This is a genomic window from Pseudomonas sp. FSL W7-0098, from assembly GCF_005930585.1.
Lineage (GTDB): Bacteria > Pseudomonadota > Gammaproteobacteria > Pseudomonadales > Pseudomonadaceae > Aquipseudomonas > Aquipseudomonas bubulae.
Genome location: NZ_RXHW01000001.1, coordinates 182,403 through 207,861, shown reverse-complemented (window position 1 = coordinate 207,861; position 25,459 = coordinate 182,403). Strand labels below are relative to the sequence as shown.

Annotated in this window: 23 protein-coding genes and 1 pseudogene; 12 read left to right on the top strand and 12 right to left on the bottom strand. The window is 57.3% G+C overall.

The genetic code is table 11. The features are described 5' to 3' along the window. Nucleotides 1-39 precede the first annotated feature (39 nt). Complete coding sequence (locus tag FHL07_RS01005) at nt 40-1,080, bottom strand: zinc-dependent alcohol dehydrogenase family protein (protein WP_095000164.1); 1,041 nt, start codon at nt 1,078-1,080, stop codon at nt 40-42. A 142-nt stretch (nt 1,081-1,222) separates the two neighbouring features. Continuing rightward, nucleotides 1,223-1,498 (bottom strand): DUF2798 domain-containing protein, encoded by a 276-nt coding sequence (locus tag FHL07_RS01000; RefSeq protein ID WP_095000163.1) that lies wholly within the window; start codon nt 1,496-1,498, stop codon nt 1,223-1,225. Between the two features lie 126 nt (nt 1,499-1,624). Here FHL07_RS01000 and FHL07_RS00995 point away from each other — a divergent pair, with 126 nt between their 5' ends. The 6 genes and pseudogenes from FHL07_RS00995 to FHL07_RS00975 all read left to right on the top strand — a co-directional run bounded on the left by FHL07_RS00995 (nt 1,625) and on the right by FHL07_RS00975 (nt 7,193). Further along, entirely contained in the window at nt 1,625-2,596 is a 972-nt protein-coding gene (locus FHL07_RS00995; protein WP_095000162.1) for a LysR family transcriptional regulator, read from the top strand. Nucleotides 2,597-2,774: 178 nt separating this feature from the next. Beyond that, nucleotides 2,775-2,942 carry a hypothetical protein gene (locus tag FHL07_RS23580; RefSeq protein ID WP_169916325.1) on the top strand — a complete coding sequence of 56 codons (168 nt, stop codon included), beginning with the start codon at nt 2,775-2,777 and terminating at the stop codon, nt 2,940-2,942. A gap of 469 nt (nt 2,943-3,411) precedes the next feature. Beyond that, nucleotides 3,412-3,630 (top strand): annotated as a pseudogene (locus FHL07_RS23755) (hypothetical protein); the annotation flags it as partial. A 20-nt stretch (nt 3,631-3,650) separates the two neighbouring features. After that, entirely contained in the window at nt 3,651-5,237 is a 1,587-nt protein-coding gene (locus FHL07_RS00985) for an ABC-F family ATPase (RefSeq protein WP_029611422.1), read from the top strand. A gap of 231 nt (nt 5,238-5,468) precedes the next feature. After that, nucleotides 5,469-6,656 carry an MFS transporter gene (locus FHL07_RS00980; RefSeq protein ID WP_138738088.1) on the top strand — a complete coding sequence of 396 codons (1,188 nt, stop codon included), beginning with the start codon at nt 5,469-5,471 and terminating at the stop codon, nt 6,654-6,656. A 147-nt stretch (nt 6,657-6,803) separates the two neighbouring features. Then, on the top strand, nt 6,804-7,193 hold the full coding sequence (locus tag FHL07_RS00975; protein ID WP_095000160.1) for a tail fiber domain-containing protein: 390 nt from the start codon (nt 6,804-6,806) through the stop codon (nt 7,191-7,193). A 2-nt stretch (nt 7,194-7,195) separates the two neighbouring features. On the opposite strand, the gene FHL07_RS00970 is transcribed toward FHL07_RS00975, so the two are convergent. Together FHL07_RS00970 and FHL07_RS00965 are read right to left on the bottom strand one after the other, a co-directional pair. Further along, nucleotides 7,196-8,266, bottom strand: coding sequence for an alpha/beta hydrolase family protein (locus tag FHL07_RS00970; protein ID WP_138737964.1), 1,071 nt, complete (start codon nt 8,264-8,266; stop codon nt 7,196-7,198). A 138-nt stretch (nt 8,267-8,404) separates the two neighbouring features. Further along, nucleotides 8,405-9,016 carry an FMN-dependent NADH-azoreductase gene (locus FHL07_RS00965; RefSeq protein ID WP_095000158.1) on the bottom strand — a complete coding sequence of 204 codons (612 nt, stop codon included), beginning with the start codon at nt 9,014-9,016 and terminating at the stop codon, nt 8,405-8,407. Between the two features lie 126 nt (nt 9,017-9,142). On the opposite strand from FHL07_RS00965, the gene FHL07_RS00960 reads away from it, so the two are divergent. Together FHL07_RS00960 and FHL07_RS00955 are read left to right on the top strand one after the other, a co-directional pair. Continuing rightward, nucleotides 9,143-10,051 carry a LysR substrate-binding domain-containing protein gene (locus FHL07_RS00960; RefSeq protein ID WP_095000157.1) on the top strand — a complete coding sequence of 303 codons (909 nt, stop codon included), beginning with the start codon at nt 9,143-9,145 and terminating at the stop codon, nt 10,049-10,051. A gap of 5 nt (nt 10,052-10,056) precedes the next feature. Beyond that, nucleotides 10,057-10,401, top strand: a complete 345-nt coding sequence (locus tag FHL07_RS00955) for an MmcQ/YjbR family DNA-binding protein (RefSeq protein ID WP_095018561.1) — start codon at nt 10,057-10,059, stop codon at nt 10,399-10,401. Here FHL07_RS00955 and FHL07_RS00950 read toward each other — a convergent pair. Both FHL07_RS00950 and FHL07_RS00945 read right to left on the bottom strand, forming a co-directional pair. Further along, complete coding sequence (locus FHL07_RS00950) at nt 10,390-10,806, bottom strand: DUF1294 domain-containing protein (protein WP_095000156.1); 417 nt, start codon at nt 10,804-10,806, stop codon at nt 10,390-10,392. The genes FHL07_RS00955 and FHL07_RS00950 overlap by 12 nt on opposite strands. Further along, nucleotides 10,803-11,633: an undecaprenyl-diphosphate phosphatase gene (locus tag FHL07_RS00945; protein ID WP_095000155.1), complete on the bottom strand. Its 831-nt coding sequence runs from the start codon at nt 11,631-11,633 to the stop codon at nt 10,803-10,805. Before FHL07_RS00945 ends, FHL07_RS00950 begins: the two co-directional genes overlap by 4 nt. A 283-nt stretch (nt 11,634-11,916) precedes the next feature. Here FHL07_RS00945 and FHL07_RS00940 point away from each other — a divergent pair, with 283 nt between their 5' ends. Further along, entirely contained in the window at nt 11,917-13,551 is a 1,635-nt protein-coding gene (locus FHL07_RS00940) for a methyl-accepting chemotaxis protein (RefSeq protein WP_138737963.1), read from the top strand. A gap of 62 nt (nt 13,552-13,613) precedes the next feature. Here the strand turns inward: FHL07_RS00940 and FHL07_RS00935 are convergent, their stop codons facing one another. The 6 genes from FHL07_RS00935 to FHL07_RS00910 form a co-directional block, all read right to left on the bottom strand. Next, a complete protein-coding gene (locus FHL07_RS00935; protein WP_138738087.1) occupies nt 13,614-15,464 on the bottom strand; it encodes a polyurethane esterase in 1,851 nt (616 codons plus the stop codon). 25 nt (nt 15,465-15,489) lie between these two features. Beyond that, a complete protein-coding gene (locus FHL07_RS00930; RefSeq protein WP_178084358.1) occupies nt 15,490-16,845 on the bottom strand; it encodes a TolC family outer membrane protein in 1,356 nt (451 codons plus the stop codon). Nucleotides 16,846-16,858: 13 nt separating this feature from the next. Continuing rightward, nucleotides 16,859-18,169, bottom strand: coding sequence for an HlyD family type I secretion periplasmic adaptor subunit (locus tag FHL07_RS00925; RefSeq protein WP_238705489.1), 1,311 nt, complete (start codon nt 18,167-18,169; stop codon nt 16,859-16,861). Between the two features lie 17 nt (nt 18,170-18,186). After that, nucleotides 18,187-19,929: a type I secretion system permease/ATPase gene (locus FHL07_RS00920; protein WP_138737961.1), complete on the bottom strand. Its 1,743-nt coding sequence runs from the start codon at nt 19,927-19,929 to the stop codon at nt 18,187-18,189. 121 nt (nt 19,930-20,050) lie between these two features. Beyond that, nucleotides 20,051-20,362, bottom strand: a complete 312-nt coding sequence (locus FHL07_RS00915) for an AprI/Inh family metalloprotease inhibitor (protein ID WP_176464969.1) — start codon at nt 20,360-20,362, stop codon at nt 20,051-20,053. A gap of 135 nt (nt 20,363-20,497) precedes the next feature. Continuing rightward, nucleotides 20,498-21,940 (bottom strand): serralysin family metalloprotease, encoded by a 1,443-nt coding sequence (locus tag FHL07_RS00910; protein WP_095038912.1) that lies wholly within the window; start codon nt 21,938-21,940, stop codon nt 20,498-20,500. 659 nt (nt 21,941-22,599) lie between these two features. Between FHL07_RS00910 and FHL07_RS00905 the strand changes: the two genes are divergently transcribed. The 3 genes from FHL07_RS00905 to FHL07_RS00895 all read left to right on the top strand — a co-directional run bounded on the left by FHL07_RS00905 (nt 22,600) and on the right by FHL07_RS00895 (nt 25,458). Then, nucleotides 22,600-23,628, top strand: a complete 1,029-nt coding sequence (locus tag FHL07_RS00905; RefSeq protein ID WP_138737960.1) for a LacI family DNA-binding transcriptional regulator — start codon at nt 22,600-22,602, stop codon at nt 23,626-23,628. A gap of 83 nt (nt 23,629-23,711) precedes the next feature. Continuing rightward, complete coding sequence (locus FHL07_RS00900; RefSeq protein WP_095000149.1) at nt 23,712-24,494, top strand: sugar phosphate isomerase/epimerase family protein; 783 nt, start codon at nt 23,712-23,714, stop codon at nt 24,492-24,494. Continuing rightward, entirely contained in the window at nt 24,487-25,458 is a 972-nt protein-coding gene (locus tag FHL07_RS00895) for a sugar kinase (RefSeq protein WP_138737959.1), read from the top strand. The genes FHL07_RS00900 and FHL07_RS00895 overlap by 8 nt, the downstream gene beginning before the upstream one ends. Nucleotide 25,459 lies beyond the last annotated feature (1 nt).

Below are 25,459 nucleotides of genomic sequence, written 5' to 3'. Positions count from 1 at the left end.
TTCTGCCGCAAACAACATAGTAGTGGATGGTGTATCTGTCTATTGTTGCGACAGAATCACCTTCATTGCCTTCTCCTTGGCTGCGTTCCCGAACACCTCGTAAGCCTGGAGGATGTCTGTGAGCGCAAAGCGGTGCGTAATCAGCTTGCCCGCATCGATTTTTCCGGACTGCACGGTTTTCAGGAGCAGAGGGGTGGTATTGGTATTGACCAGCCCGGTTGAAATGGTGACGTTCTGGATCCACAATTTTTCAAGGTGCAACTCGACACTTTTGCCATGTACGCCCACGTTGGCGATGCTGCCGCCCGGGGCTATCACTGATTGGCAGGTGTCAAACGAGGCAGGAATACCCACCGCTTCAATCGCAACATCCACCCCGACGCCATGGGTCAGCTCAAAAATACGTTCAACCGCGTTTTGCGTATTGATATCGATGATATCCGTGGCCCCAAAACGCTTGGCGACCTCAAGCCGGTTTGTATCACCATCCACCATGATCAATTGGGCCGGCGAGTAAAATTGCGCGGTCAACAGCGCTGCCATACCAACCGGCCCTGCCCCCACGATCACTACACTGTCGCCGGGCTTGACCTTGCCCGCGAGCACGCCAATTTCAAAACCGGTGGGCAAGATGTCACTGAGCATCACCAGAGCTTCTTCATCAGCCCCGGCGGGAACTGGGTACAGACTGTTATCTGCGTGGGGAATGCGTACTTTTTCGGCCTGGGTTCCGTTAATCAAGTGCCCCAGAATCCAGCCTCCATCCGCACAGTGGGAATACATCTGACGTCGACAATTGGCGCAGCTGCCACACGAGGTGATGCAGGATATCAATACATGATCGCCGGGCTTGAAATTGCGCACGGCCGAGCCGACCGCTTCAACCACCCCCACACCTTCATGCCCCAAAACCGTGCCGCGGGTCACTTCGGGAACATCGCCTTTGAGAATGTGCAGATCGGTGCCACAAATAGTGGTGTGCAGGATGCGCACAATGGCATCGGTCGGCTTGTCGATGACCGGATCGGGGATCTCGGCCCAAGCTTTTTCGCCGGGCCCCTGGTAGGTGAGCGCTTTCATGATGGCCTTCCTTTACCTGATCAAAAATCATCCGTGGCTGCCACTCAGGTCCCCTTGTCTGGCAGCCGCCAAAATCACTGATGCAGTTAAGCAGCCTTTTTCTGCTGTGCCCTTGCCACAGGTCACAAAAAGGGTTTTCGGACTAACGGTGCGGGTGCACGGTAAATGACACCAGTTTCACTACAATGGGCCGCACCACCAGGATGCACAGGAACGCAACCGGCATTGCCAGCTGATAAGCATGCAGCGCATTGCTCAGGTAATCTTCCTCAATGCCGGAGTTAGCTGCGGTGATTACCAACGACATCAGAAAGGCCATGATCGTCGACATGTAGAAAGCAAAGACATAAGGCGTAGCCCGCGCGGAGAGCTTCATGCGCTTCGACGAAAGTACGGCGCTGGATGTTTTGGAGGTCATAAAAGGCCTTTTTTGAGCATGTAATAAAGAGATGACGCACCTTAGCAAGATCAAAAACGGTCAACTAGACGTTCTAGGACACTTACTTTATAAAGAAAATCTTACGAATAACCTGTAGAGCCCCTCATGAATCTGCTCGCGGCGATTGCCAGCTTTATTAAAGTGGTCGAAACGGGGTCCATCGTGGGCGCGGCAAAAAATCTGGGGCTCAGTGCCGCCGCCGTCAGCCAGACCATCAACCGTCTGGAGGAGCACCTTGGCGCTCGGTTGCTGCACCGCACCACGCGCAGTATGGCGCTGACAGAAAGCGGTGCGTTGTACTACGCAAGAGTCAGACGCGTCGCTGCAGACCTTGAGTCTGCACAAATGGCCATCAGCGCTGGCGAGACAGAACTGCAAGGGCGTTTGTGCATTGCATCGACCTCCGCGTTCGGCCGCCATGTACTGGCTCCCTTGATTGCCGGTTTTGCGGCACGCCACCCGCGCCTGCGCCTTGAACTGTGCACCACTGACGGCAAAATAAACCATATCCAGGACGGTATTGACCTGAGCCTGCGGATCAAGCCGCAGCTGGAAGAAGGCATTGTTGCGCGAAAGATCGCTTCAGTACCTTTTGTGGTGTGCGCCTCCCCTGCCTATCTGGAGCGGGCCGGTATCCCACGCAGCCCTGAAGATCTTCAGAGGCATGCCTGCCTGGCCTTTCGCTATCCGCTTGACGGGCGCTTGTTGCGCTGGGGGTTTTTCCGCGAGGGGGAGCATTACTATGTAGCGCTGAACTTCACGGCTATCAGTGACGATATCGACGCACTGACCCAAATGGCCATTTACGGTGCCGGGATTGCCCGCCTGGCAGAGTTCGTGGCTGCCCCCCATGTCGATTCAGGCCGGCTGATTGCACTGCTCAAACACAGTCACGACTCGAGCCAGTCCTGCGTCGAGCCACTGGATATTTATGCCTGCGTACAGGATCGCTCTGCCCTGACGGCCAAGGTCAAAGCGTTCATGGATTATTTGACGGAGAACCTGGACAAGAGATGGCTTAGTGCTACTACCCCAATAACAACCGCCAACTTGCACTCACTTTCAGCTGCGCACTAAAAAAGTGCAAAACTCGTATAGATGACCATCTAAATTTAATACATTCGAAACAATTTAGTGCAGCTAAAACTTGAGCATGGCGACATTCCTTGCCAGAAAAACACCCTCATACGGAGTAGTCCATTTATCCAAAAGTGCTGATACACTCAAAATATAAAATCTTTCAAGGATGAATAAGATGAGTACTGTAACTAAGCGCGGCTGGAAATGGGCTTATCGCAAGATGCGCGACCTGCACTGCACGCGGCCTTCGGCCTTCTACCGAGCGACCTTGTACGTACTGCGCGGCGATACGGGGACCTTTATGTGTGAACTCACCCGTAAAAAAATCCGCATCAGCCGCTGATGCTGCCCACTTTGTAAACTTGCAGCATTGCTTACTAACACTGCAATTCAGGGCGTGGCTTTTAAATTGTTCATCCCTACAAATCAAAGGCATTGATTGTCTCTTTGAATGATTGACCTCTGCACGAACTTCGCCCGACTACCGGGGCTTGCAGTTCCAAGGTGTGCATAAAGCACCCTATGAGTGACGCTGCCCACCATGATTGAAATGGGCCTTTCGCAAGATGCGCCGCTCATTCACATCGGCTTTCTACAGGGCAACCCTGTAGGCCATACGCGGAAATACCGGCAGATTGGCCTGCAAAAAAACCCTATGCAAAATCGTATTTGCCGCTGACGGCTTCTCATAGCCTCCATTAAAAGCAGGCTTCTCACGGGCACGGCGAAATCCTTGGGCCGCTTGCGCTTCAAAGAGAGGTACCTGTCATACCAAACCAGGGTTTTGTGCAGTCAGCCAGCAAACACACTGAATCAGATGCCCGGTGCCATACAACTGTAGCCATACCTATGAGACAATACGCTCAATGTCCGGTTTGAATCCCGCCTTCATTTCCCAGCAGCTTGGCCATAGCGTCCAAATGTTGCTGTCAACGTATGCGCATTGGTTCGACTCAAGCTCAGATTGGAGCGAGCTGGAAAAGCTCCAAATTGGTCCCATATGGGTACCGGCTGAAACCAGCGAACTCTAAGCTATTGATAGGTAAAGTAATTGATCTCCACAGCAAATATCACGATGCAGTTCGGCGCAAAGCCGCTATTCGAGAACGTTTCAGTAAAATTTGGCGCCGGTAACCGCTACGGCCTGATCGGTGCCAACGGTTGCGGCAAGTCCACCTTCATGAAGATCCTCGGTGATGACCTTGAGCCGTCCGGCGGCCAGGTCATGCTGGAGCCGAACGTGCGTCTGGGTAAATTGCGCCAGGACCAGTTCGCCTACGAAGAATTCACCGTGATCGATACCGTGATCATGGGTCACGAAGAGCTGTGGAAGGTCAAGGCCGAGCGCGATCGCATTTATTCGCTGCCGGAAATGACTGAAGAAGACGGCATGGCCGTAGCCGAACTCGAAACCGAGTTCGCTGAAATGGACGGTTACACCGCCGAATCCCGTGCCGGCGAGCTGTTGCTGGGCCTGGGTATCGGTATCGAGCAGCATTTCGGCCCGATGAGCGAAGTGTCGCCAGGCTGGAAACTGCGCGTATTGCTGGCTCAGGCGCTGTTCTCCGATCCTGAAGTACTGCTGCTCGACGAACCCACCAACCACCTGGATATCAACACCATCCGCTGGCTGGAAAACATTCTGACCCAGCGCAACAGCCTGATGATCATCATCTCCCACGACCGTCACTTCCTGAACAGCGTGTGCACCCACATGGCTGACCTGGACTACGGCGAGTTGCGTCTGTTCCCGGGCAACTATGACGAGTACATGACCGTCGCGACCCAGTCGCGCGAGCAACTGCTGTCGGAAAACGCCAAGAAGAAAGCGCAGATCAACGAACTGCAAGCGTTCGTCAGCCGCTTCTCGGCCAACGCCTCGAAATCCAAGCAGGCCAGCTCCCGCGCCAAGGCAATCGACAAGATCACCCTGGCCGAGGTCAAGCCTTCGAGCCGTGTCAGCCCGTTCATTCGCTTCGAGCAGAACAAGAAGCTGCACCGTCAGGCTGTGATTGTCGAGCAAATGGCCAAAGGCTTTGATGGCAAGACTCTGTTCAAGGACTTCAGCTTCACCGTTGAAGCCGGCGAGCGCGTTGCGATCATTGGCCCGAACGGTATTGGCAAAACCACCCTGCTGCGCACCCTGGTCAACGAACTGACCCCGGATGCCGGTACGGTGAAGTGGACTGAAGCCGCCGAACTGGGCTACTACGCCCAGGATCACGCTCACGATTTCGAAGACGACATGACCCTGTTCGACTGGATGGGCCAATGGACCCAGGGCGAACAAATGGTGCGCGGTACGTTGGGCCGCATGCTGTTTTCCAACGATGACATCCTCAAGTCGGTCAAGGTTATTTCCGGTGGTGAGCAAGGTCGCATGCTGTTCGGCAAGTTGATCCTGCAAAAGGCCAACGTGCTGGTCATGGACGAACCGACCAACCACTTGGACATGGAATCCATCGAGGCGCTGAACCTGGCACTCGAGAACTACCCGGGCACCCTGGTATTCGTCAGCCATGACCGTGAGTTCGTATCCTCCCTGGCCACTCGTATTATCGAGCTGAGCCCAAGCGGCGTGATCGACTTCAGCGGCACCTACGATGACTACCTGCGCAGCCAGGGCGTTACGTTCTGATTCAGGCACAGCCTGATCAGCTATAACGAAAACCCCGTCCTGGTGATGGGGTTTTTCGTTTCTGGCCTTTAGCCACTCGCGTGAGGCCTGATACAGCGCAGCGCCTTTATCGCGAGCAAGCCCGCTCCCACAGGCTGTGTGCGTGGGCCAATATTACCGTTAGCCTGCTTTCTTTTATCCCGGGGCCGCGCCATCATGTCGGTTACCGATCGCCAGCCGGACTCCCCGCTAATGCCCGCGCAACACCCTTCCCCTGCAAGCTCCCTGTCGATCACCCTGCAGATCCTGTCGATCGTGTTCTACACCTTTATTGCCTTTATCTGTATTGGCTTGCCGATAGCCGTTTTGCCGAGCTATGTGCATGACCAACTGGGCTTCAGTGCGATCGTCGCAGGGCTGGCCATTGCGTCGCAGTATCTGGCCACCCTGCTGAGCCGCCCCTCAGCCGGGCGACTGGTCGACAGCATCGGCACCAAGCCCGCCATCGTGTATGGCTTGACCGGCATCGCCATCAGCGGCGTGCTCACGTCCCTGGCCGTAGCGCTGCAAGACTGGCAACTGCTGAGCCTGGGCGTTTTGATTGTCGGCCGGGTATTTCTCGGCATTGCCCAGGGCCTGATCGGTGTCGGCACCATCACCTGGGGCATTGCCCAGGTGGGATCTCAACATACCGCCAGGGCTATCGGCTGGAATGGCATTGCGTCCTATGGCGCGATCGCCATTGGCGCGCCTCTGGGCGTGGTGATGGTCGACCGGCTGGGCTTTGCCATGCTGGGTGTAACCCTGTTGCTGCTGGCGCTGGCAGCCTTGGGGCTGATTCGCAAAAAACCGGCAATCCCGGCGGTCGCTGGCGTGCGCCTGCCCTTTTGGTCAGTGTTTGGTCTGATTGCTCCCTATGGCATCAGCCTGACCCTGGCCTCTATTGGCTATGGCACGCTGACCACCTTTATCACCCTGTTTTATATTGACCAGGGCTGGGACGGGGCTGCGTATTGCCTGTCAGTATTTGGTGTGTGTTTTATCCTGGGCCGCCTGATCTTTACCAACAGCATCAGCCGCTTTGGTGGCTACAACGTGGCGATTGCCTGCATGAGCATCGAAACGCTGGGGCTGGTCATGCTGTGGCTGGCACCCAGCACCGCATTTGCCCTGGCAGGGGCAGGGTTGACCGGCTTTGGCTTGTCCCTGGTGTACCCGGCCCTGGGTGTCGAAGCGGTCAAGCAAGTGCCTGTTTCCAGCCGCGGCGCCGGGCTAAGTGCCTATGCCGTGTTTTTTGACCTGGCTCTGGCCATCGCGGGGCCGATCATGGGGGTTATTGCGCTGAACATGGGGTACCCGTGGATATTCTTCAGTGCAGCGGTGATGTGCATTCTGGGATTACTGTTGAGCGTTTGGTTGTCAAACCGAAAAACGCGTTAAAACTTCTTCTGACATGGCGAACTGATTACGCTCAGTAATAATCGGAAAAAGTTAAATCGTTTAGCCATCATTGTGCGAAGAGCACTTAGGGATATTATTTTCTGCGCTGTAATACCAATTATTTTGGATAACACTGCAGAGTATCATATGAAAAAGTATCTAACGATAATGGCAGTACCTTTTTTGTTCATGGGCCTGCAAGCAACAGCCCACGCGGAGTCCAAAGATTTTTATGACTTCCCGCCGGGATGGCCGTGCTGCCCGTTCAGTGATGCGAACCTTAAAACCAATATTCAGCCAATGAAAAATGCCACTGACACGTTACTGCAAATTCAGGGCGTAACTTTCGACTGGAAGGACGGTGGCCGTAAAGATATCGGCGTTCTTGCCCAAAACGTACAAAAAGTTTATCCGCAGTTGGTGCGCGAGGATAACAATCAGTTACGCGTCGACTACGAGAAACTTGTCGCCCCCCTGATCGAATCAGTGCGCGAAATGGATGCGCGTATCAAACAACTTGAAGCCGCGCAAAAATAGAACTAACAGTGGCGTGCGCCCAACCGGCCAACAGGGCAAGTCTGGTGGTCGGTTGAAGCGGTTCTGCCCTGTGCTGCAGGTTCCAGGACCTTGCTGAAAAACCTCCCCGCCTCATAAATCAGGTCACGATGGATGTCTTCTCGATCAACCCCTTGAGCATCCGTGCATAAACCGGGCATAACCGCCATTTGCTCGTCGCTGCAGGGCGCCATGAAGACGAAGTGCCCGGCACCGGGGATCATCTTGAACTCAGGTTCCACGGGCAGCTTGCGCGCCAGGGCATCGGCATTCTTATCGGGAAATACCAACTGATCGTTGTCACCGCTGTACAGCAGCACAGGCACATTCACATCAGCCAGGGTTTGCCGGCCGAACATCAGGCTCAAAGGCGCCATCAGCAACAGGGCTTTTACGCGAGGGTCCGAGACAGCTACCAAGTCATCACGATCGGCGATCAACTCGCCCTTGGTAGTACAGGCATCACGGTCTTCAGGGCGTTCCTGGCAATAGCGGCGCAGTCGATCCAGGTCAGGCTGGGCGCCGGCCAGGATCAACGCCGTTTCGCCCCCTGCCGAGTAACCGATGACCCCTGCTTGATCGTCTTGCACATAGGGTGACAAATCGTGATCGGCCAGAGTCGCGCTGAGTGCAGCAGATATTTGCATCGGCCGCCCATAAAGGTTACTCAGTGTGCCCAGACGGCTGTGATCCTTGTAATTGTCGCCAGGGTGCAGCACGGCTACTACTACAAACCCCTTGCGCGCCAATGAGGTGGCCAGGTCATGCAACGCCAGTGGCGTGCCGGTGTTTCCATGGGATAGCATCAGCAGCGGATAACGGCCCATGGCGATTTTCGCGCCTTCGGTGGCTTGCACTTCGTAGCTGCCCATCTTGCTGACGCCTTCGGGATCCGTGGAAGGATAAAAGGCAATGGCGCGCATGGGCTGATCGTCCAGCGGATCGAGAAAGCTCAGGCGATGAAAACCCACGCTCCAGGGGTATACGGGCTCAGCTTGCACCATGACAGGGCAACCTGCGATCAACAACACCAGTACCGCACACAGACGCATCATGGAGGCTCACCTTCAACGGTGCATTGCTCGACAGCATCACACTCTGCACAACCCGGGCCAGACGCAAAAAACTCCGTACCCCGATCCTTTTACAAAGACCAGAATACAGAGTTTAGACAGTGCTGCGCCTGAGATTGCTTACGCTGCGCTGAACAGATCCTGCTTGATATGCGCATGTGCATCGCTCATGGCTTTGCTGCGTACCTCGTCGCCATAGGCCAGGCCGTGGGCGCGGACAAATTCGACGTCGGTAATGCCCATGAAGCCCAGCATCACTTTCAAGTAATCTTCGTGAGCTACGCCGGTTTCCTGACCCGCATGCAGGCCACCGGAGGTCGATACCACTACTACTTTCTTGTTGCCGCACAGCCCTACAGGGCCGGCTTCGGTATAACGAAAGGTCTGGCCAGCAACTGCGATGCGGTCAATCCAGGCCTTGAGCTGGGTTGGAATGGTGAAATTGTACATCGGCGCTGCAATCACCACCGCGTCAGCCGCGAGAAACTGGGCCAGGGTGTCAGCACTCAACTGGGCTTCGTGTTTTTGTGCCGCATCACGCAGCTCGGCCGGAGTACCGGCAGCCACCAAGGTGGCGGCCGAGAAATGTTCAATGGCTTCAGCGGCCAGGTCGCGGTAGCTGACCTCTACTTGTGGATCAGCAGCCTGCCATGCCTTGACCACTTCGCTGCTCAACTGACGGGATGCCGAGTTGTCGCCCAGAATGCTCGAATCGATATGCAACAGTTTCATGGTGATCTCCAGATGATGACCGCCTCTGGGCGATCTCGATGGAGGGGATACTACCAATGAAAGCAATCGACGATAAGTTGGCCATTATGCGATAGTTCGTCCCACCTGCAGGACAGTGAGCACGCCATGCAAGACCTTAACGACCTTTACTATTTCGCCAAGGTGGTCGAATCCGGTGGCTTCGCTGCTGCCGGACGATTGCTGGGCATCCCCAAGTCACGTCTGTCGCGGCGCGTGGCGGAACTTGAAGAGCGTCTGGGCGCCCGCTTGCTGCAGCGCACCACGCGTCAGCTCAAGCTGACCGCTGTGGGCGAGCGTTATCTGCGTCATTGCCAGGCCATGTTGCTGGAAGCCGAAATGGCCGACGAAGCCGTTGCCAGCATGTCCAGCGAGCCACGCGGCCCCTTGCGTGTGTCGTGCCCCGTGGGGCTGGCCCATGAATTTATGCCCGGGGTGATCAGTTCCTTTCTGCAGGCCTATCCCCTGGTGCAGCTGGAGGTCAACCTGCTCAACCGTCGCGTCGATCTGGTCACCGACGGCATCGATGTGGCCTTACGGGTGCGCGAAGAAGGCGATGAAGACCCGTCGCTGGTCACGCGGCGCCTGCGTCAGGCCCGCACCGTGATGGTAGCCACCCCCGAGTTTGCCCGTAATTGGCCGGTTGATAGCCCTGAAGACCTGAAAAAAATCCCGCTGCTGGGAGCGCTCGAGGCCGATCGCATGGTTCACTTGCGCATGCTCGACGAGCACGGCAAGGGCTGCAACCTGGTGCTTGAAGCACGCCTGGGGGTTGACGATTTTATCGTGCGCAAAGCTTGCACCTTGGCCGGCCTGGGTTTCACCGTGTTACCCATGATGTATTGCGAGCAGGAGCTGCAAGACGGCCAGCTTGTTCAACTATTGCCCAAATGGACCCTGCCGGGTGGCTGGCTGCACGCAGTGTATCCCCACAGACGCGGGGTGATACCGGCCGTGCGGGCCTGGATCGACCACCTGGTTGAGTCATTCGAAAGCTGTGGAGACAAACTGCTATGACCGCAATGACCAAACAGGATGTAGCCGAATTCTGCCGAAACCTGCCGGGCGCTCAGGAAGCAGTGAAATGGGGTGGGGTCGAGGTTTTTTTTATCGACGACAGCAAGATGTTTGCCCTGTTCAACCTCAACAGCAACGGGCTTTCGTTCAAGGTCGAGAAAGAACTGTTTCTGGGCTACATCGATCGGCCGGGTATACGCCCGTCGCCTTATCTGGCGCGAGCGTACTGGATCAATATGCAAGCACCTTATCCGATGGGCGCTGAAGAGCTGCAGGACCTGTTGCGCCGTTCCCACCAACTGGTGGTGGGAAAACTGGCGAAAAAACGTCAGATCGGTTTACTGCTGTAACCGCAACAGCTGGAGAAACGACCTGTTCAGGAACAGGACGTCGATCCATACCACCTGATGCACAGCCACAATCAACCAGAACAACAGCTGATAAGACAATTTGCGGGTTTTGTGGCGAAACATTTGTTGCGCCACCAGTGCCCCTGGCCAACCGCCCAGCAGCTCAACCCCGTGCAAGACTTTCTCCGGCGTGCGCCACTGACCAGCCGCGGCCTGTTGCTTGTCGTAGCGGTACAGGCCGAACGCCAGCAGGCTGGCCACTGCATAGGCCAGCAACGGCAGCGGGCTGCCCCCGGTGAGCAACACGCTCACCGAGCCACCCATCGGCAAGGCGCACAGCACTAGCAATACCAGCAACTTGAGCTTCAAGCCACGCACCGGTGCGCCGTTATGCCCATTCCTCACGCTGCAGCTGCCGTCCAGTCAATCCAGCCGAACTGCCAGGTGGCCAGGATCAACAGGCCAAAACCAATACGATACCAGGCAAAAGCGGCATAGCTGTGATTGGAAATAAACTTCAGCAAGGCGCGTACTGCGATCATGGCGAAGATAAACGAGGTGACAAAACCGATCGCGAAGACCGGCAGGTCGTCAGGCTGGAACAGATGACGGTACTTGTAGCCGGAGTAAACCGCAGCACCGACCATGGTCGGCATGGCCAGGAAGAATGAGAACTCGGTGGCCGCCTTGCGCGACAGACCAAACAGCAGGCCGCCGATAATGGTCGAACCCGAGCGCGAAGTGCCGGGAATCATCGCCAGACACTGGGCAAAGCCGATTTTAACTGCGTCTTTCCAGGTCATGTCGTCCACGGTTTCAGCGCGAATCACATGCTGGCGGCGCTCGGCCCACAGCATGATCACACCGCCAATCACCAGGGCCGTGGCCACGGTAATCGGGTTGAACAGGTACTCGTGGATCACATCGGCAAAAATCACCCCCAGCACCACCGCCGGCATCACCGCGATAATCAGGTTGGTGGTGAAACGACGTGCCTCGGGCTTGGTGGGCAAACCAACGACAACATCGATGATCTTGCGGCGAAACTCCCAGACCACAGCCAAAATCGCACCCAGCTGGATGATGATGTTGAATGCCATCGCCCGCTCGCCGCCAAAGTTGAGCAAGTCGGCCACAATAATCTGGTGGCCCGTACTCGAGATCGGCAAAAACTCCGTCAAGCCTTCAACGACGCCCAAAATCAACGCCTGAGCGGCAGTCCAAAGATCCATTATTCCCCCATAAAGCCCTGCCTCATGCAGAGCTGATTAGTCTTGATTAAGGTGTTGCAGCCACGGCCCCGGAGCAGGATAAAAGTGCGACATGCGCCCCGACGCGCTGTGAAAAAACTGTCAGAAATCAATAAAGATGAAGCTTTGCCAATTTCGGCCGAGATCCTATCAGACACGTTCCACTTTCGCTGCTATGACATGAGCTCGGTCTCGTCTGACAGGCAAGTCTGAAAAAAGTTGTTCTGTGAATCACCACAAGAAGAAAAACCAGGAGTGAGCCTTTATGAATACCCTGCGCGGGTTATCCATCAGCCGACGTTTATGGCTGATCTTGATTGTGGCCATGGCCATGCTGCTGGCGTTGGGATTGCTGATGCTAAAACAGATACATGACGATTTGTATGAAGGTAAAGCCCAGAAAACCCGGCACGTGGTACAAGCGGCCAGCGGGGTACTCAACTATTACCAGGGCCTGGAAGCTGCCGGCAGCTTGAGCCGTAAAGCCGCGCAACAGCAGGCGCTGACCGTGATCAGCCAGCTGCGCTATGACCACGATGACTATTTCTGGATCAATGACCTGCGCCCTTATATGGTCATGCACCCCACCAACCCCAAACTCGATGGCAAAGACCTGTCGGCCATCAAGGACCCGGACGGCTTTGCGATTTTCAACGAGATGGCCAGCCTGGCCAAAAGCAAAGGTTCGGGCATGGTGGACTACCGCTGGCCAAAACCGGGCGCCGAAGCGCCTGTGCAAAAAACCTCTTATGTACAACTGTTCGAGCCGTGGGGCTGGGTAATAGGCTCGGGCGTGTATATCGACGACATGCAGGCCGAGTTCCGCGCTCAAGCCTGGAAAGCCAGTTGGGCTGGCCTTGGCATCGCGTTGATCATGGCGCTGCTGGTGACCCTGATTGCTCGCAGCATCGTGCGACCGCTGCAAGAGGCCGTGCAGGCCATGGCCAATATCGCCAGTGGTGAAAGCGACCTGACCCGAAGCCTGGATACCCACGGCCGTGATGAGGTCACTTTACTGGCCCATCATTTCAATGCCTTTACCGCCAAGCTGCGCAATGTGATCAGCCATTTACAGGCCACTGCCACGGCACTCGACCAGTCCTCCACGGAACTGGGCAGTGACGCCAGCGCCGCGCAACAGCGCAGCCAGCAGCAAGCCATGCAAATGGATCAGGTGGCCACGGCGATCAACGAAGTCACCTGCGCCGTGCAAGATGTGGCGAAAAACGCCGAGCACGCGGCCAGCGAAATGCGCGGTGCGCAGTCACAAGCCGAGCTTGGACAGCAGAATATCGATACCAGCCTGGAACAGATCGGCCAGCTGTCTGCCACCATCCATCAGGCCGTCGAGGTGATCCGCACCCTGGCCACGCAAAGCAGCGAAATTGGCAGCGTGCTTGAAGTGATCCGCTCGATTGCCGAGCAAACCAACCTGCTGGCCCTCAACGCTGCGATCGAAGCAGCCCGCGCCGGTGAGCAGGGTCGGGGTTTTGCGGTGGTGGCGGACGAGGTTCGACTACTGGCCCAGCGCACGCAAAAATCCACGGCCGAAATCCAGACCATGATCGAAGGCCTGCAAAAGCACTCGGAAGCCGCCGTCAACGTGATCGGCAGCAGCAGTCGCGCCTCCCAGCTGACCATCGAACAGGCCACCCAGGCCGGGCAGAGCCTGACCAGCATCGGCCAGGCCCTGAGCAACCTCAACGACCTCAATGCCTCGATAGCCAGCGCCACCCTGCAACAGGCCCATGTCGTGGAAGACATCAACCTGAATGTGACCCAGGCCGCCGAACTGTCCCAAGGCACCGCCCTGGCGGCAGAGCAATCAAGCGCTGCCAGTGCCCACCTCAAGGAGCTCAGCGTGCAGCTCAATGGGCTGTTACGTCAGTTTAAGGTTTAGAGGCAACTGCAAGCGGCAAGTGACAAGCAGCACGCTTGAAGCTTGCCCCTTGCAACTCGCGGTCAGGCGATGACAATGTCCGTGCTCGCCAGGGAGGCCAGCCCTACACCCACCAGGGTCACCGAGTCGCTGCCAAAGCTGAGCACGGTGTCATGCCCCGTCGCGCTGGCATGGGCCCGGTAGTCCGCGTTGTAGCCACCATCCACCCCCAGGAATACCAACTTGTCACTGGGCTGGTAGCCCAGCAGTGTGTCGTTGCCAAAATGGCCGCTGAACACAAAGGTGTTATTACCGCCTGCCGACTCCAGCAGGTCATTGCCTGCGCCGCCAACAAACACCGTATTGCCGTGCAAACCGATCAAGTGATCGTTGCCGCCCTGCCCCAGCAGCCAGTCACCCTGCTCAACGGCCGTGAGGGTACTGTCCGCAGCCCCTGCCTTGACCGAGTGAGTGTAATCACTGCGGTCTTTGCCGGCCCACAGCCCCTGATCATCAACTCGATGGCTGACTTCGCGGTGGGTCAGGCCCAGCCAGGCGGGCTCTTCGGTTATCAGGAAACTGATATCACGGGCAATAGTGATCCCGCCGTGGCTATCGCGCACATACAAGGCGCCCTGCCCGTCATTGACCACATCCACGCGGCTCAACGATTGTTGCAAGTCCAGCGTATTGACGCCTTTGCCACCCAGAATGATGTTGTAGCCGCCACTGTCACGGAAGGTGTCATTGCCGTCGCGACCTTCCAGGAAGTCATTGCCGCGCCCCCCTTGAATCAAGTCATTACCGTCGCTGCCTATGATAAAGGTGCTGCCCTTGTGCGGTTCGGCGTTGCGATTGAGGTCCTGGACCCAGGTGTTTTCCCGTGCCGGACTGGACAAGTTGGCGACCACAATGGTCGAGTCCTTTTCGGTCAGGTCATAAAACGCCGAGTCGAAAATCCGCGTCATGCCGCTTTCATAGCCACTGGGCAAGTGGGTGATCCAGGTCGAAATATTGGCAATCGAAAAGGGCATCAGATTCCACGCGGTGGAAGCGTAGTGATCATTGAAACTGACAATATTGTTGGTGGCGGATGGCTGATGCGCGTCATGCACGCCCAGCGACGACAGATTGAAATCCGAACCATTGAGGGCACGGAACACTGGGTCGTTCTCGTAGCCGATATTGAGCACGTTGTCGGTGCTTTCGCTCTGGGTGGGTGAAGCAAAGGCTATGTACTTTGAGTCGCGATAAAACCCCGCCCAATGATCGCCACTCAGGTCCGCCAGGCTGTTGACGGCCAGGCCGCCAAGGCTGTGGCCACTGACCAGTATGTCGCTGCCGCTCAACCCTTGCGCGCTGGCAAAGGTCGCCACTTTGCCCAGGAGCATGTCAAACGCGTTGGCGCTGTAGTTTTTAGCGTAATCGGCAGGCCCGATCGCTGCCAGCAAATCGCTGATGGCATCGCCGATGGAATCGCTAATCAGCGACTCACGCGGTCCGCTGGTGCCGCGAAAACCGATACCGATGGAAGTCAGTTGGCCATCGGCTGCGTACTTGCCGAGGATCTCCACCTGGGCAGTGCCGTAGCCGGCTTTTTCACCAAAAAAAGTCCCGCGCTGATCGACTTTGCCTGTGTAGCCCAACTGTTCTGCACTGATAGGGGTCCACCCGGCTTTTTCGACCGCCTCGCGGGCAAGCTTTTCCGAATCGGGGTTCCAGGGAATCCCCGGCACTACCCCTTGGGCATCGGTACCGCCGAGCAAGGCCTTGACCAGTGTGGCAGGCAGCCCGGTGCCAAGGCCATGTTGCTGGTAACCCACGGCAAAGCCGTTGTCCAGGTTGTGATAGCTGTACAGCATGATTGCCATCGCATCCTTGAACTGTGTTGCCGATACGCTGGAACCCACATCCTTGTAGTCAAACACTGCCATGGTTTTTCTCTCTTCGTTGATCAAATCAATGTGCTTGCCCCGGCGCGATAAACGCTTCATCGACCCGTGCCAGGTCCTGCGCGCCCAGGGTGCCTGCGTAAAAATGCAGCTTGGTCCAGGCCAGCAGATAGTCGTAACGGGTTTGCGCAAGGTCACGCCGCGTGCTGTACAGCTGCTGCTCGGCGTTTAGCGCATCGAGATTGACCCGCTCCCCGCCCAGAATGCTCTGACGGGTCGATACGACCAGCGCCTCGGCTGAAATCAGCGCTTTTTGATAAGCCCGTAGTTTGCTCACGCCCGACTGGCAGGCATTGAACTGGCGTCGCAGTTCGATAAGGGTTTCACGGGTTTTGCCTTCCAGCTCGTACTCCACTTGGGCCAGATTGCTGCTGGCTTGACGCACCGAGGCCGACACCCCGCCCCCTGCATACAGCGGCACACTGATTTCAATGCCGATGGTGTTGGTGTCGTAGCGCTGGTTGTAGGTGTTGCCACTGTCGGATTCCATCTTTCGCACGCTGGCATAGGCATTGAGTTTGGGCAGATGCCCTGCCCGGTTGCGTTCAACTTCGTACCTTGCCACTTCCAGCGCCTCACGCTGCGACGCCAGTAACGGATTACTCTCCAGTGCCATTTCATGCCAGCTCGAGAAACTCCCCGGTTCCAGCGGCAATGAGCTGAAACTGCGGGTCAATGGCGTCAGCTCATCGATATCCAGGGTGGCCACGCCAATCAACGCGCCCAGCTCGCGCAAGGCCGCATCCTGTTCGTCATGGGCCTGGATTTCCTCGGCAGTGGCCAGCTCGTAACGCGACTCGGCCTCCAGAATGTCGGTGCGGGTGCCCTCGCCCTGGCGAAACATGTGCTCGTTTTGCCGAAACTGCTGCTCATAGGCTTTTTTCTTGGCCCGGGCATTGTCGATCTGGTCTTGCGCAAACAACGCCTGGGTGTAATGGGTCAGCACCCGCACCAGCAGTTCCTGACTTTTGCTGCGAAATGTCTCATCGGCAAACAGCGACTGGGCCACGCCTTTACGGTAATTGGCGTACGCCTCGTAATCGATCAATGGCTGCTGCAAGGTCAAGGTCGAGCCATAACTGTTGTAGTTACGGTCGTCGTGGGTATTGCCACGCTCATTCAAATAGGTGGCCTGGGAGTTATTGCGGCCTTTGTTGTAGTTGTACGAGAGTTTGGGCAGCAGCCCGGCACGACCAATATTACGACTCTCCAGGCCCGCGTCCCGCGCCTTGATGGCGGCGAGGAACTCGGGATCATTGCGCAAGGCCTGTTCATATACCTGAAACGGCCCCAGTGCCTGTGCGCTGGCTGCGAGGCCCGCCCACAGCGCGAGGCCCAGGCCCAACATCGAAGCTGTTTTCATAAATTGCAGCATCCTAGCGCTCAGTCAACGCAGACCCTGCGCGATCCAGCAGCGGTTTAAACAGGTAATTGAGCAGTGAGCGCTCGCCCGTGCGTACAAACATCTCGGCCGGCATGCCAGGTTTAATCACCAACCCGTTGAGTTTCTCCAGCGCCTGATCACTCACCGAACTGCGCAGCACGTAGTACGGCATGCCGGTTTTTTCATCGAGCAACTGGTCGGCGGAAACCAGGTTGACCTGCCCCGACACACGCGGTGTGCTGCTTTGATTGAATGCCGTAAACAGAATATCCACTGGCAACTGGCTGCCCACCCTGTCCACCAGATGCACCGGCAGGCGTCCCTCGACCTCAAGGCGGGTGCCCTGCGGCACGATCTCCAGCAGGGTTTCGCCCGCCCGCACCACCGCGCCTTCGGTATGCACGCTGAGGTTGACTGCGATGCCATCAGCTGGCGCAGAGATTTCACTGTGCTGCAGGTCAAACCCGGCCGAAGTCAGTTGCTGCTCCAGGGTCAGGGTTTTGAGCTGGGCATCGGCCAGTTGGCTACGCACTTCCTTCTGATATTCATCGATGTGCTGCGCCAGTTTGAGCCGCGATTCCACAATACCCTGCTCGATACGCCCGCTTTCACCGGCGTTCTGCGCCAGATCCTGCTGCACCTGTGACAGCTGCCGCTCGTATTCCATCAGGCGATTGCGCGGGATATAACCTTTTTCAGCCAGGGGGCGCAGGTTGCTCAACTGCTGGCGCAGGGAGTCGGCCTGCGCTATTTGATCGCTGCGCGCACGACGCATACCGTCCAGTTGCCGGGTTGCGCCTTCGACACTGGCCTTGAGCCCGGCCTGTTCACGGGCAAAGGCTTCGCGCCGGCTACTGAACAACTGCTGCTGCCCCTCCAGTACCAGGGCCAGCCGAGGGTCAGGGTCCAGACTCAATTCCGGCGGAAAACTCACCCGTGCCAGGTTGTCACGCTCGCTTTGCCAGCGCGCCTGGCTGGCCCAGGCCATGCGGTACTGCGCGCGCAAGGATTGCACGTCAGCTTCAACCTGGGTCTGGTCCAGCCGAAACAATACCTCGCCCTGAAGTACTGTCTGGCCCTCGCGCACCAGAATCTGGCTCATCACCCCGGCCCCCAACGACTGCACTGCCTTGCGCTTGCCCGAGACCACCACCGTACCCTGTACCGGTATGCCTTCGTCCAGCGGTGCAAGGCTGGCCCAGAGAAAAAAGCTGCCCGCCCCGACCAGGGTCAGCACCCAGCCTGCCCGCACGTAAAATCCCGCCCCGCGCTCGCGCACGGGTGGTTGATTGTGGTCATTCATCAATCCAGCGTCCTTGCTCATGCTTCAGCACTCTGACGGTTGATACTGGCCGCCTGCGGCGCGGCGTGTTGCTGCTGGGCCCCGGACAAGGCTTTGAGCACCTCGGCACTTGGCCCGAACACCTGGCAACGACCTTCATTGAGTACCAGCAGTTTGTCGGCCTGGGCCAGCGACGCCGAACGGTGCGTCACCAGCACCACGGTGCAGCCCTGCGCCTTGAGGTGAGCAATGGCCCGGGTCAGGGCTGCGTCACCGACGGCATCGAGGTTGGAGTTGGGTTCATCCAGCACCACCAGCCGCGGATTGCCATACAAGGCACGCGCCAGAGCGACCCGCTGCTTTTGCCCGCCCGACAGGCCGCTGCCCTCGTCACCCAGAACCGTGTCGTAACCTTGCGCCAAACGCAAAATCATCTCGTGAACCCCGGCCTGCTGCGCCGCAGCGACCACCTGCCGGGGATCTGCCTCACGAAAGCGGGCGATATTCTCGGCAATGCTGCCGCTGAACAGCTCGATGTCCTGGGGCAGGTAGCCGATATGTGGGCCCAATTGATCGCGGTTCCACTGGTGAATGTCCGCGCCATCCAAGCGCACCGTGCCCGCCAGCGTCGGCCAGACGCCTACCAGTACCCGCGCCAGGGTCGACTTGCCCGAACCCGACGCACCCAGCACACCGAGCACCTCGCCTGCATTGAGGCTAAAGCTGACCTGATGCAAGGTGGGCAGGCGCTGTCCCGGCGGTGCCGCACTGACCTGTTCAAAGCTCACCTGACCCATGGGGGCTGGCAGCTGCATGTTGTCTTCACTGGGCGGATGCTCGCGCAACAGACTGTCCAGGCGTTGATAGGCCAACTTTGCCGAGCTCCATTGCTTCCAGACAGCGATCAACTGATCGATGGGGCTCAGCACACGGCCCATCAAAATCGAACCGGCAATCATCATGCCCGCGCTCATATCACCGTTGATCACCAGCAAGGCACCCAGGCCGAGCACCAGTGACTGCAGGCACAAGCGCAAGGTTTTGCTCACCGAACCAATCACTGCGCCGGTGTCACTGGCCTTGTTTTGCTCGGCCAAAAATCGCGAATGCAGGTTAAACCAGCGTTGGCGCAACACACCCAGCATGCCCATGGCCTGAATGGTCTCGGCATTGTGCAGGTGGCTGGTAGCCAATTGGCTGGATTGTTGGGAGTACAGGCTGGCCTGGCTCAGGGGCTTGCGCGTCATCACCTCATTGATGCACGCCAGGGCTATGAGCAGCAGTGCCCCAGCCGTCGCCATAAGACCGAGCCAGGGACTGAACAGAAAGATCACGCACAAATAGACGGGAAACCACGGAGCATCAAAGAAGGCGAACAGCGCCGGACCGGTGACAAACTGGCGGATCAGGGTCAAATCCCCCAATGCCTGCCCGGCGTGGGCCTGGCCGCTGAACAGGTTGCGCTCGAACGCGGCGCGGTATACCTGTTGGTTGAACCTGCGCTCCAGCTGGCTGCCGATGCGGATCACAATAAAACTGCGGACCGTTTCAAGCATCCCGATAAAGATGAAAAAACCCACCACCATGAATGACAGCATGGCCAGCGTTGTTGTGTTCTGTGACGACAGTACCCGGTCATACACCTGGAGCATATAAATCGATGGCACCAGCATCAATATATTGATCAGGGCAGTAAAGCAGCCCACGCTGACCAGAATGCTCTTATAGTCAGCCAGTGCATGTATCAACGGCGCAACGGTGCTGTTTTTCAATCGCCTCATGAATCGTCCTTGATCGATAAGTACGGCTTTCGCACATAAATAAAACTGACAGGCGCACTTGCGCCGCTCCTAACAGGGGGCGCCCAGCCTCGCGCGATTGAAGTTACAATTTCAGTACAACTTAATGATTGCCACGCACCATCACCAACACTGTTTCGGGTTTGATCTTCGCTTCATAGTGACCGGGCTCAATCCGGTTCATATGCACCAGAGCTGTTCCATCCTCGCCCATCAGAAACAGACCGTCCGGTGTTGGCGACCAACTTTTTGGCACTTCGCCCAACCATGTTTTCAAACACTTCACTTGCGCACTGAAGGTTTTATGTTCGGCAATCAACTGCACCTTGCAGGCCTCTTTTGCATCGCCCTGCAGGTAAAACGTCCAACTGCCCGCCAGTTGTGCGGGGCTCATCAACAGCAAGGAATTGGCCATGGCGCTCTCTGTGGTAAAAGTCAGCAGTGCGGCGATACACCCCACTGCCCTGAATAAACGGTATGCCAAATGACTCATGATTTCAGGCTTCCTGGCAGAGGGCAGCGCTTGCGCGCTGCCCGTGTACCGGCAGGCTTAGACAACGATGTCGTAAGTTGCCACTTGGCCAACAGTGTTCACCAGGAAGTCGGCAACGGCATGACCGCTGAAATCGACCGCAAAGTGGCCCAGGTTGCTGGCCGTGTCATAGCTGACAATCGCTTCACCGGCACGGCCGGTAAAGGCCTCGACAAAGTTAAGCCCGGCCAGCTTGGTGATGGCCGACACATCAATTTTGTCGATACCGGACTGGAAGTCCATGATGATATCGGCTGCACCCGGCGCAGAGTCAGACACCGCGCCAAACACAAACACATCTGAACCCGTACCGCCCCACAAGGTATCAGCACCGCCGCCGCCATAGATAATGTCGTTGCCGGCGCCGCCCTTGAGCACATTGTCAGCGCTGTTGCCGATCAGCAGATCGTTGCCCGAACCGCCAATGGCGTTTTCCACGGTGACGCCCTGGGCAATCGACACGTTGCCGGTCATGCCGCCAACATCGGAGAACGAACCGGCGGTGAGGTTGATCTTCTGGTTCTGGCTAAAGCCGGAGAAGTCCAGGGTGTCGTTGCCGCCACCGTCCCACACCGAGAAAATCAGCTTGGAACTGGCAGACGTCGCGCTGTAGAAATCGCGATCGGCGGTGGAGTTGAAGCCATAGACCGTATCGCCAGCGCGGGTTTCGAGGTTGGCGCCATAGAGTTTCTGCACCGCCGCAATATCATCCAGCAATGGCGCAGAGGCGTAAGCACCTTCGCCACTATTGGTGAAATGCTGGCCGGTGTTGCTTTCACTCCAGTAGCTCATAACACTGTAGGCACGGGTGTCTTCGCCATACACCGCATCCCGGTAGGTCGGGTTGCCATTGCCGGCGTTATAGTCACCCGGGTGCGACAGGCCCAGTGTATGGCCGATTTCATGGGTCAGGGTCTGGCGACCATAATTGCCTTCACCCGGGGTCTTGTTGACCTCATAATCCTTGTTGATCAAGTACCACGACTCACCCTTGCGCGAACTGCTGGGTAGATAGGCAAACGCCGCACCGCCGTTACTTGCACTGAAATTGGCAAAGGTCATGTGGCCATCACCGCCACGGACTGCAGCGCCTTCAGTGAAGGTCACCTTGGCCACATCGGCCCAGGATTCCAGCGACAGCTTGGCCTGCTCTTTCTGCAGCGAGGAGAACTGGCTGAAAGTGCCCAGGCCACGGGTCGCGTAACCCACCGGCGGTGCCGTGAGGAACGTGTAGGTAAGGTTGATCACACCGTCGCCGTTGAGGTCGTGCCAACTGGCGCCGGAGCGCGTGAGCTGATCGGCGGCCTGGTCGGTAGTGAGCGAAGGTTTGCCATTGACCAGATGATCACCACGATCATAGAAATGGCTAAAGTTATCAATCTGAGTGAAGGCAGAACTGCTGGCGCTTGCCGCTTGTACCTGGCCAACGGACAGTGCCGCTTTCTCTTTAAGTTTCGACATGTAAACATTTCCTTGTTTAGCAGTAGAAAGTTTATTGACAGACCACGACGACCCCTTGGCGAGATCGTCCTATCACTCGCCGTTTATGGCGGAGCAAAACTGACACAACCTGAAATATTTAGTCCAGTACTTTTTTACGGCTTATTTGCGCAAACGGCGCAAGTTCCCGGAAACATTGAATACTTGACCGGCAGTATTTTTTTATCCGTTATCGGCCACTAACTGACTGCATGGTCTAATTATAAAAAGTTAAATTAAACGGCTTCCCGTTCGTCTCTAACCTGGGCCGAAAGCAGATTGATATAACACTCGTCATATAACTTTCTCACCACGGCAACTTCTCGATTTTTATATGTGCAACGTCGCTAACTGACAAGTTTGCGTCGCAACTAGCAAGTTGCCTGATCGTTGTAGCCGCTGAGGCGCGAAGCGCTCGTAAAACCGGCAATTTCGGTATGTCTGAGAGGTCGAGCGGCCTGGTTCTACGACTGCTGCGCAGCCGATCGCAGCCTCGCTTCGCTCCTCAGCGGCTACAGGTCCGGGTATCCCTTAAAACCATTGTCACTTGACGTCATCAGGGTATTTGGGTTTCCATGAAACCGGTTTCAGCGCCCACCCGCGAAATCGCCTGCGATAACACCAATAAAAGGTTTCAGGCCGTGAACAGTTTTTCCGCAGCTCAACGCTCCCGCGTAACCATGCTCGATGTTGCCCAGCGCGCCGGCGTCTCCAAGGCCAGCGTGTCACGCTTTATCGGCGAAGACCGCGCCTTGCTCTCCGTAGCCATCGCCGAACGGATCGAGCGCGCCATCAATGACCTGGGCTATCGCCCAAATCAAATGGCCCGTGGCCTGAAACGCGGACGCACACGGCTGATCGGCATGCTGGTGGCCGATATCCGCAACCCCTACTCCATTGCCGTCATGCACGGCGTCGAAACCGCCTGCCGCCTGCACGGCTACAACCTGGTGGTGTGCAATACCGACCGTAATGACGAGCAAGAGCGTCAGCATCTGGCAGCGCTACGCTCCTACAATATCGAAGGATTGATCCTTAACACCCTTGGCCATGACCCTGACGCACTGCAAGAACTGCATCAGGAAATGCCCATCGTGCTGATCGACCGCAAAGTCGAGCAACTGCATACCGATCTGGTCGGCCTCGATAACGCTGACGCGGTGCGCATGGCTGTGGAGCATCTTGAGCAGCAGGGCTATCGCGATGTGCTGATGGTCAGTGAGCCGGTCGATGGCACCAGTTCGCGAATCGAGCGCATCGACAGTTTTACCCGCCAGTTGGCCGCGCGCCCTGCCCTGCACGGCGCCGTAGTAAAAACCGGTACAGGCCTTCGCGCTGCCATCCAGTCCTTCATGCAAGCACCCGGCCACGGCCCCAAGGCCATATTTTGTGCCAACGGCCTGGCTGCGCTGGCTTGTACCCAGGTGCTGCGCGACTTGAATTGCCGCTTGTTTGAAGACGTGGGCCTGATTGCCCTGGATGACCTGGAATGGTTCCCGCTGGTGGGTAACGGCATCACTGCCCTGGCCCAGCCTACGCAACAGATCGGTGCCAGCGCTTTTGACTGCCTGCTTAAACGCCTGGGCGGTGACAAATCTGCACCCCTGGCACTGGATTTTGCCCCTCAATTGATTGTTCGCGGCTCAACCCGATCAGCCATGACTGCCTGACACTTTACCGGCTGACAACCTTGACCCGGTTACCGGCCGTTTGATGCACAACAAAATGAAACCGGTTTCAGAGAATAATGACAATGACTACATTTCCCGTTTCCATCAGTTTGTCGAGCTACGGTGCCGATCTGGTTCGCCAGCGCGGCCAGGCCAGCTTTATTGAAGTGTTGGCCAACGCCGGTGTGTCACGCATCGAACTGCGCGAAGAACTGCTGACCACAGAAGATCCGACCACATTCAGCCAGGCCGTGCAGGATAACGGGCTTGAATGCGTGTTCTCATCGCCACTGGAACTGTGGGAAGCCGGGCAATCGCGGCCCAATACCCAACTGCTGGCCACCTTGCAGCGCGCCCACGCTTTCGGCGCCCAATGGCTGAAAGTGTCACTGGGCTATTTCACCGAACACTGTGACCTGCAAAACCTCGCTGCCCTGCTCAACCAGCAACCTGTACGCCTGCTGGTAGAAAACGACCAGACCTCCTACGGTGGGCGCATTGAGCCCATGCAGCGTTTTTTCGATCAGGTTGAACAACAGCAAGCGCCAATCAGCATGACCTTCGATATCGGCAACTGGCACTGGCAGGATCAGTCAGCCAGTACCGCAGCCCGCCTGCTGGGCCGCTACGTCACCTATCTGCACTGCAAAGGCGTGAGCCGTCGCCCGGACGGCAAACTGGTCGCCACACCGCCAACCGACACCGACCTGCAGCACTGGCAGCACCTGATGACCCATATGCCCCACGGTCTGACCCGGGCCATCGAATATCCGCTGCAGGGCTCGGATCTGGACGGCTTGACCCAGGAACACGTCGCCGTACTGGCGCGCTTGAGCCAAAAACAACAGGAGTTGAGCCATGTCTAAGGTCGATGTGCTGTCGTTTGGCGAAACCATGGCCATGCTGGTGGCTGAAGAAACTGGCGATCTGGCCCTGGTCGAACGGTTCCACAAACGCATCGCCGGGGCGGACAGCAACGTGGCCATTGGCCTTGCGCGACTGGGCTTCAATGTCGCCTGGTTGAGCCGAGTGGGCGCGGACTCCCTAGGGCGCTTTGTACGCCATGCACTGCAAGCCGAAGGGCTGAACTGCCAGTACGTGACCACTGATACGCAACATCCCACGGGCTTTCAGTTCAAATCCCGCGTTGACGACGGCAGCGACCCACAGGTGGAGTACTTCCGCCGGGGCTCGGCCGCCAGCCATATGGACCGCTCCGTGCTCAACCCGCAGTTGCTCGGCGCCCGCCACCTGCACGCCACCGGCATACCGCCTGCGCTGTCGGCCAGCTGCAATGAACTGTCCTTTGAGCTGATGCAGTCGATGCGCGCAGCAGGTAACAGCGTGTCGTTCGATCCGAATCTGCGCCCATCGTTGTGGGCCAGCGAACAACAGATGATTCGCGACATCAATGCGCTTGCTGCCCACGCCGACTGGGTACTGCCGGGCTTGAGTGAGGGCCGGCTACTGACAGGTTTTGAAGACCCGTCCGATATCGCCGCCTTCTATCTCGATCAGGGTGCTGAAGCCGTGATTATCAAACTGGGGGCCAAAGGCGCGTTTTATCGCACCGCCCAGGTTGAGCAGTTTGTCCCGGCTGTGCCGGTGGCCAACGTTATCGACACCGTGGGTGCCGGTGATGGCTTTGCCGTCGGGGTAGTCAGTGCCTTGCTGGAAAATCTCGGTTTTGCCGAGGCCGTACAGCGCGGCAACTGGATTGGCAGTCGCGCCGTACAGAGCCGCGGCGATATGGAAGGCCTGCCCACCCGCGACGAATTGAACCACTACAACGCGCTGCACGCGCCTCTTGAAACACCGCTATCTGCTTGAC

Coding starts and splice junctions, on each gene's coding strand:
- FHL07_RS01005 (WP_095000164.1), bottom strand. CDS start 1,080: ATGAAAGCGCTCACCTACCAGGGGCCCGGCGAAAAAGCTTGGGCCGAG.
- FHL07_RS01000 (WP_095000163.1), bottom strand. CDS start 1,498: ATGACCTCCAAAACATCCAGCGCCGTACTTTCGTCGAAGCGCATGAAG.
- FHL07_RS00995 (WP_095000162.1), top strand. CDS start 1,625: ATGAATCTGCTCGCGGCGATTGCCAGCTTTATTAAAGTGGTCGAAACG.
- FHL07_RS23580 (WP_169916325.1), top strand. CDS start 2,775: ATGAGTACTGTAACTAAGCGCGGCTGGAAATGGGCTTATCGCAAGATG.
- FHL07_RS00980 (WP_138738088.1), top strand. CDS start 5,469: ATGCCCGCGCAACACCCTTCCCCTGCAAGCTCCCTGTCGATCACCCTG.
- FHL07_RS00975 (WP_095000160.1), top strand. CDS start 6,804: ATGAAAAAGTATCTAACGATAATGGCAGTACCTTTTTTGTTCATGGGC.
- FHL07_RS00970 (WP_138737964.1), bottom strand. CDS start 8,266: ATGATGCGTCTGTGTGCGGTACTGGTGTTGTTGATCGCAGGTTGCCCT.
- FHL07_RS00965 (WP_095000158.1), bottom strand. CDS start 9,016: ATGAAACTGTTGCATATCGATTCGAGCATTCTGGGCGACAACTCGGCA.
- FHL07_RS00960 (WP_095000157.1), top strand. CDS start 9,143: ATGCAAGACCTTAACGACCTTTACTATTTCGCCAAGGTGGTCGAATCC.
- FHL07_RS00955 (WP_095018561.1), top strand. CDS start 10,057: ATGACCAAACAGGATGTAGCCGAATTCTGCCGAAACCTGCCGGGCGCT.
- FHL07_RS00945 (WP_095000155.1), bottom strand. CDS start 11,633: ATGGATCTTTGGACTGCCGCTCAGGCGTTGATTTTGGGCGTCGTTGAA.
- FHL07_RS00940 (WP_138737963.1), top strand. CDS start 11,917: ATGAATACCCTGCGCGGGTTATCCATCAGCCGACGTTTATGGCTGATC.
- FHL07_RS00935 (WP_138738087.1), bottom strand. CDS start 15,464: ATGGCAGTGTTTGACTACAAGGATGTGGGTTCCAGCGTATCGGCAACA.
- FHL07_RS00930 (WP_178084358.1), bottom strand. CDS start 16,845: ATGAAAACAGCTTCGATGTTGGGCCTGGGCCTCGCGCTGTGGGCGGGC.
- FHL07_RS00925 (WP_238705489.1), bottom strand. CDS start 18,169: ATGAATGACCACAATCAACCACCCGTGCGCGAGCGCGGGGCGGGATTT.
- FHL07_RS00920 (WP_138737961.1), bottom strand. CDS start 19,929: ATGAGGCGATTGAAAAACAGCACCGTTGCGCCGTTGATACATGCACTG.
- FHL07_RS00915 (WP_176464969.1), bottom strand. CDS start 20,362: ATGGCCAATTCCTTGCTGTTGATGAGCCCCGCACAACTGGCGGGCAGT.
- FHL07_RS00910 (WP_095038912.1), bottom strand. CDS start 21,940: ATGTCGAAACTTAAAGAGAAAGCGGCACTGTCCGTTGGCCAGGTACAA.
- FHL07_RS00900 (WP_095000149.1), top strand. CDS start 23,712: ATGACTACATTTCCCGTTTCCATCAGTTTGTCGAGCTACGGTGCCGAT.
- FHL07_RS00895 (WP_138737959.1), top strand. CDS start 24,487: ATGTCTAAGGTCGATGTGCTGTCGTTTGGCGAAACCATGGCCATGCTG.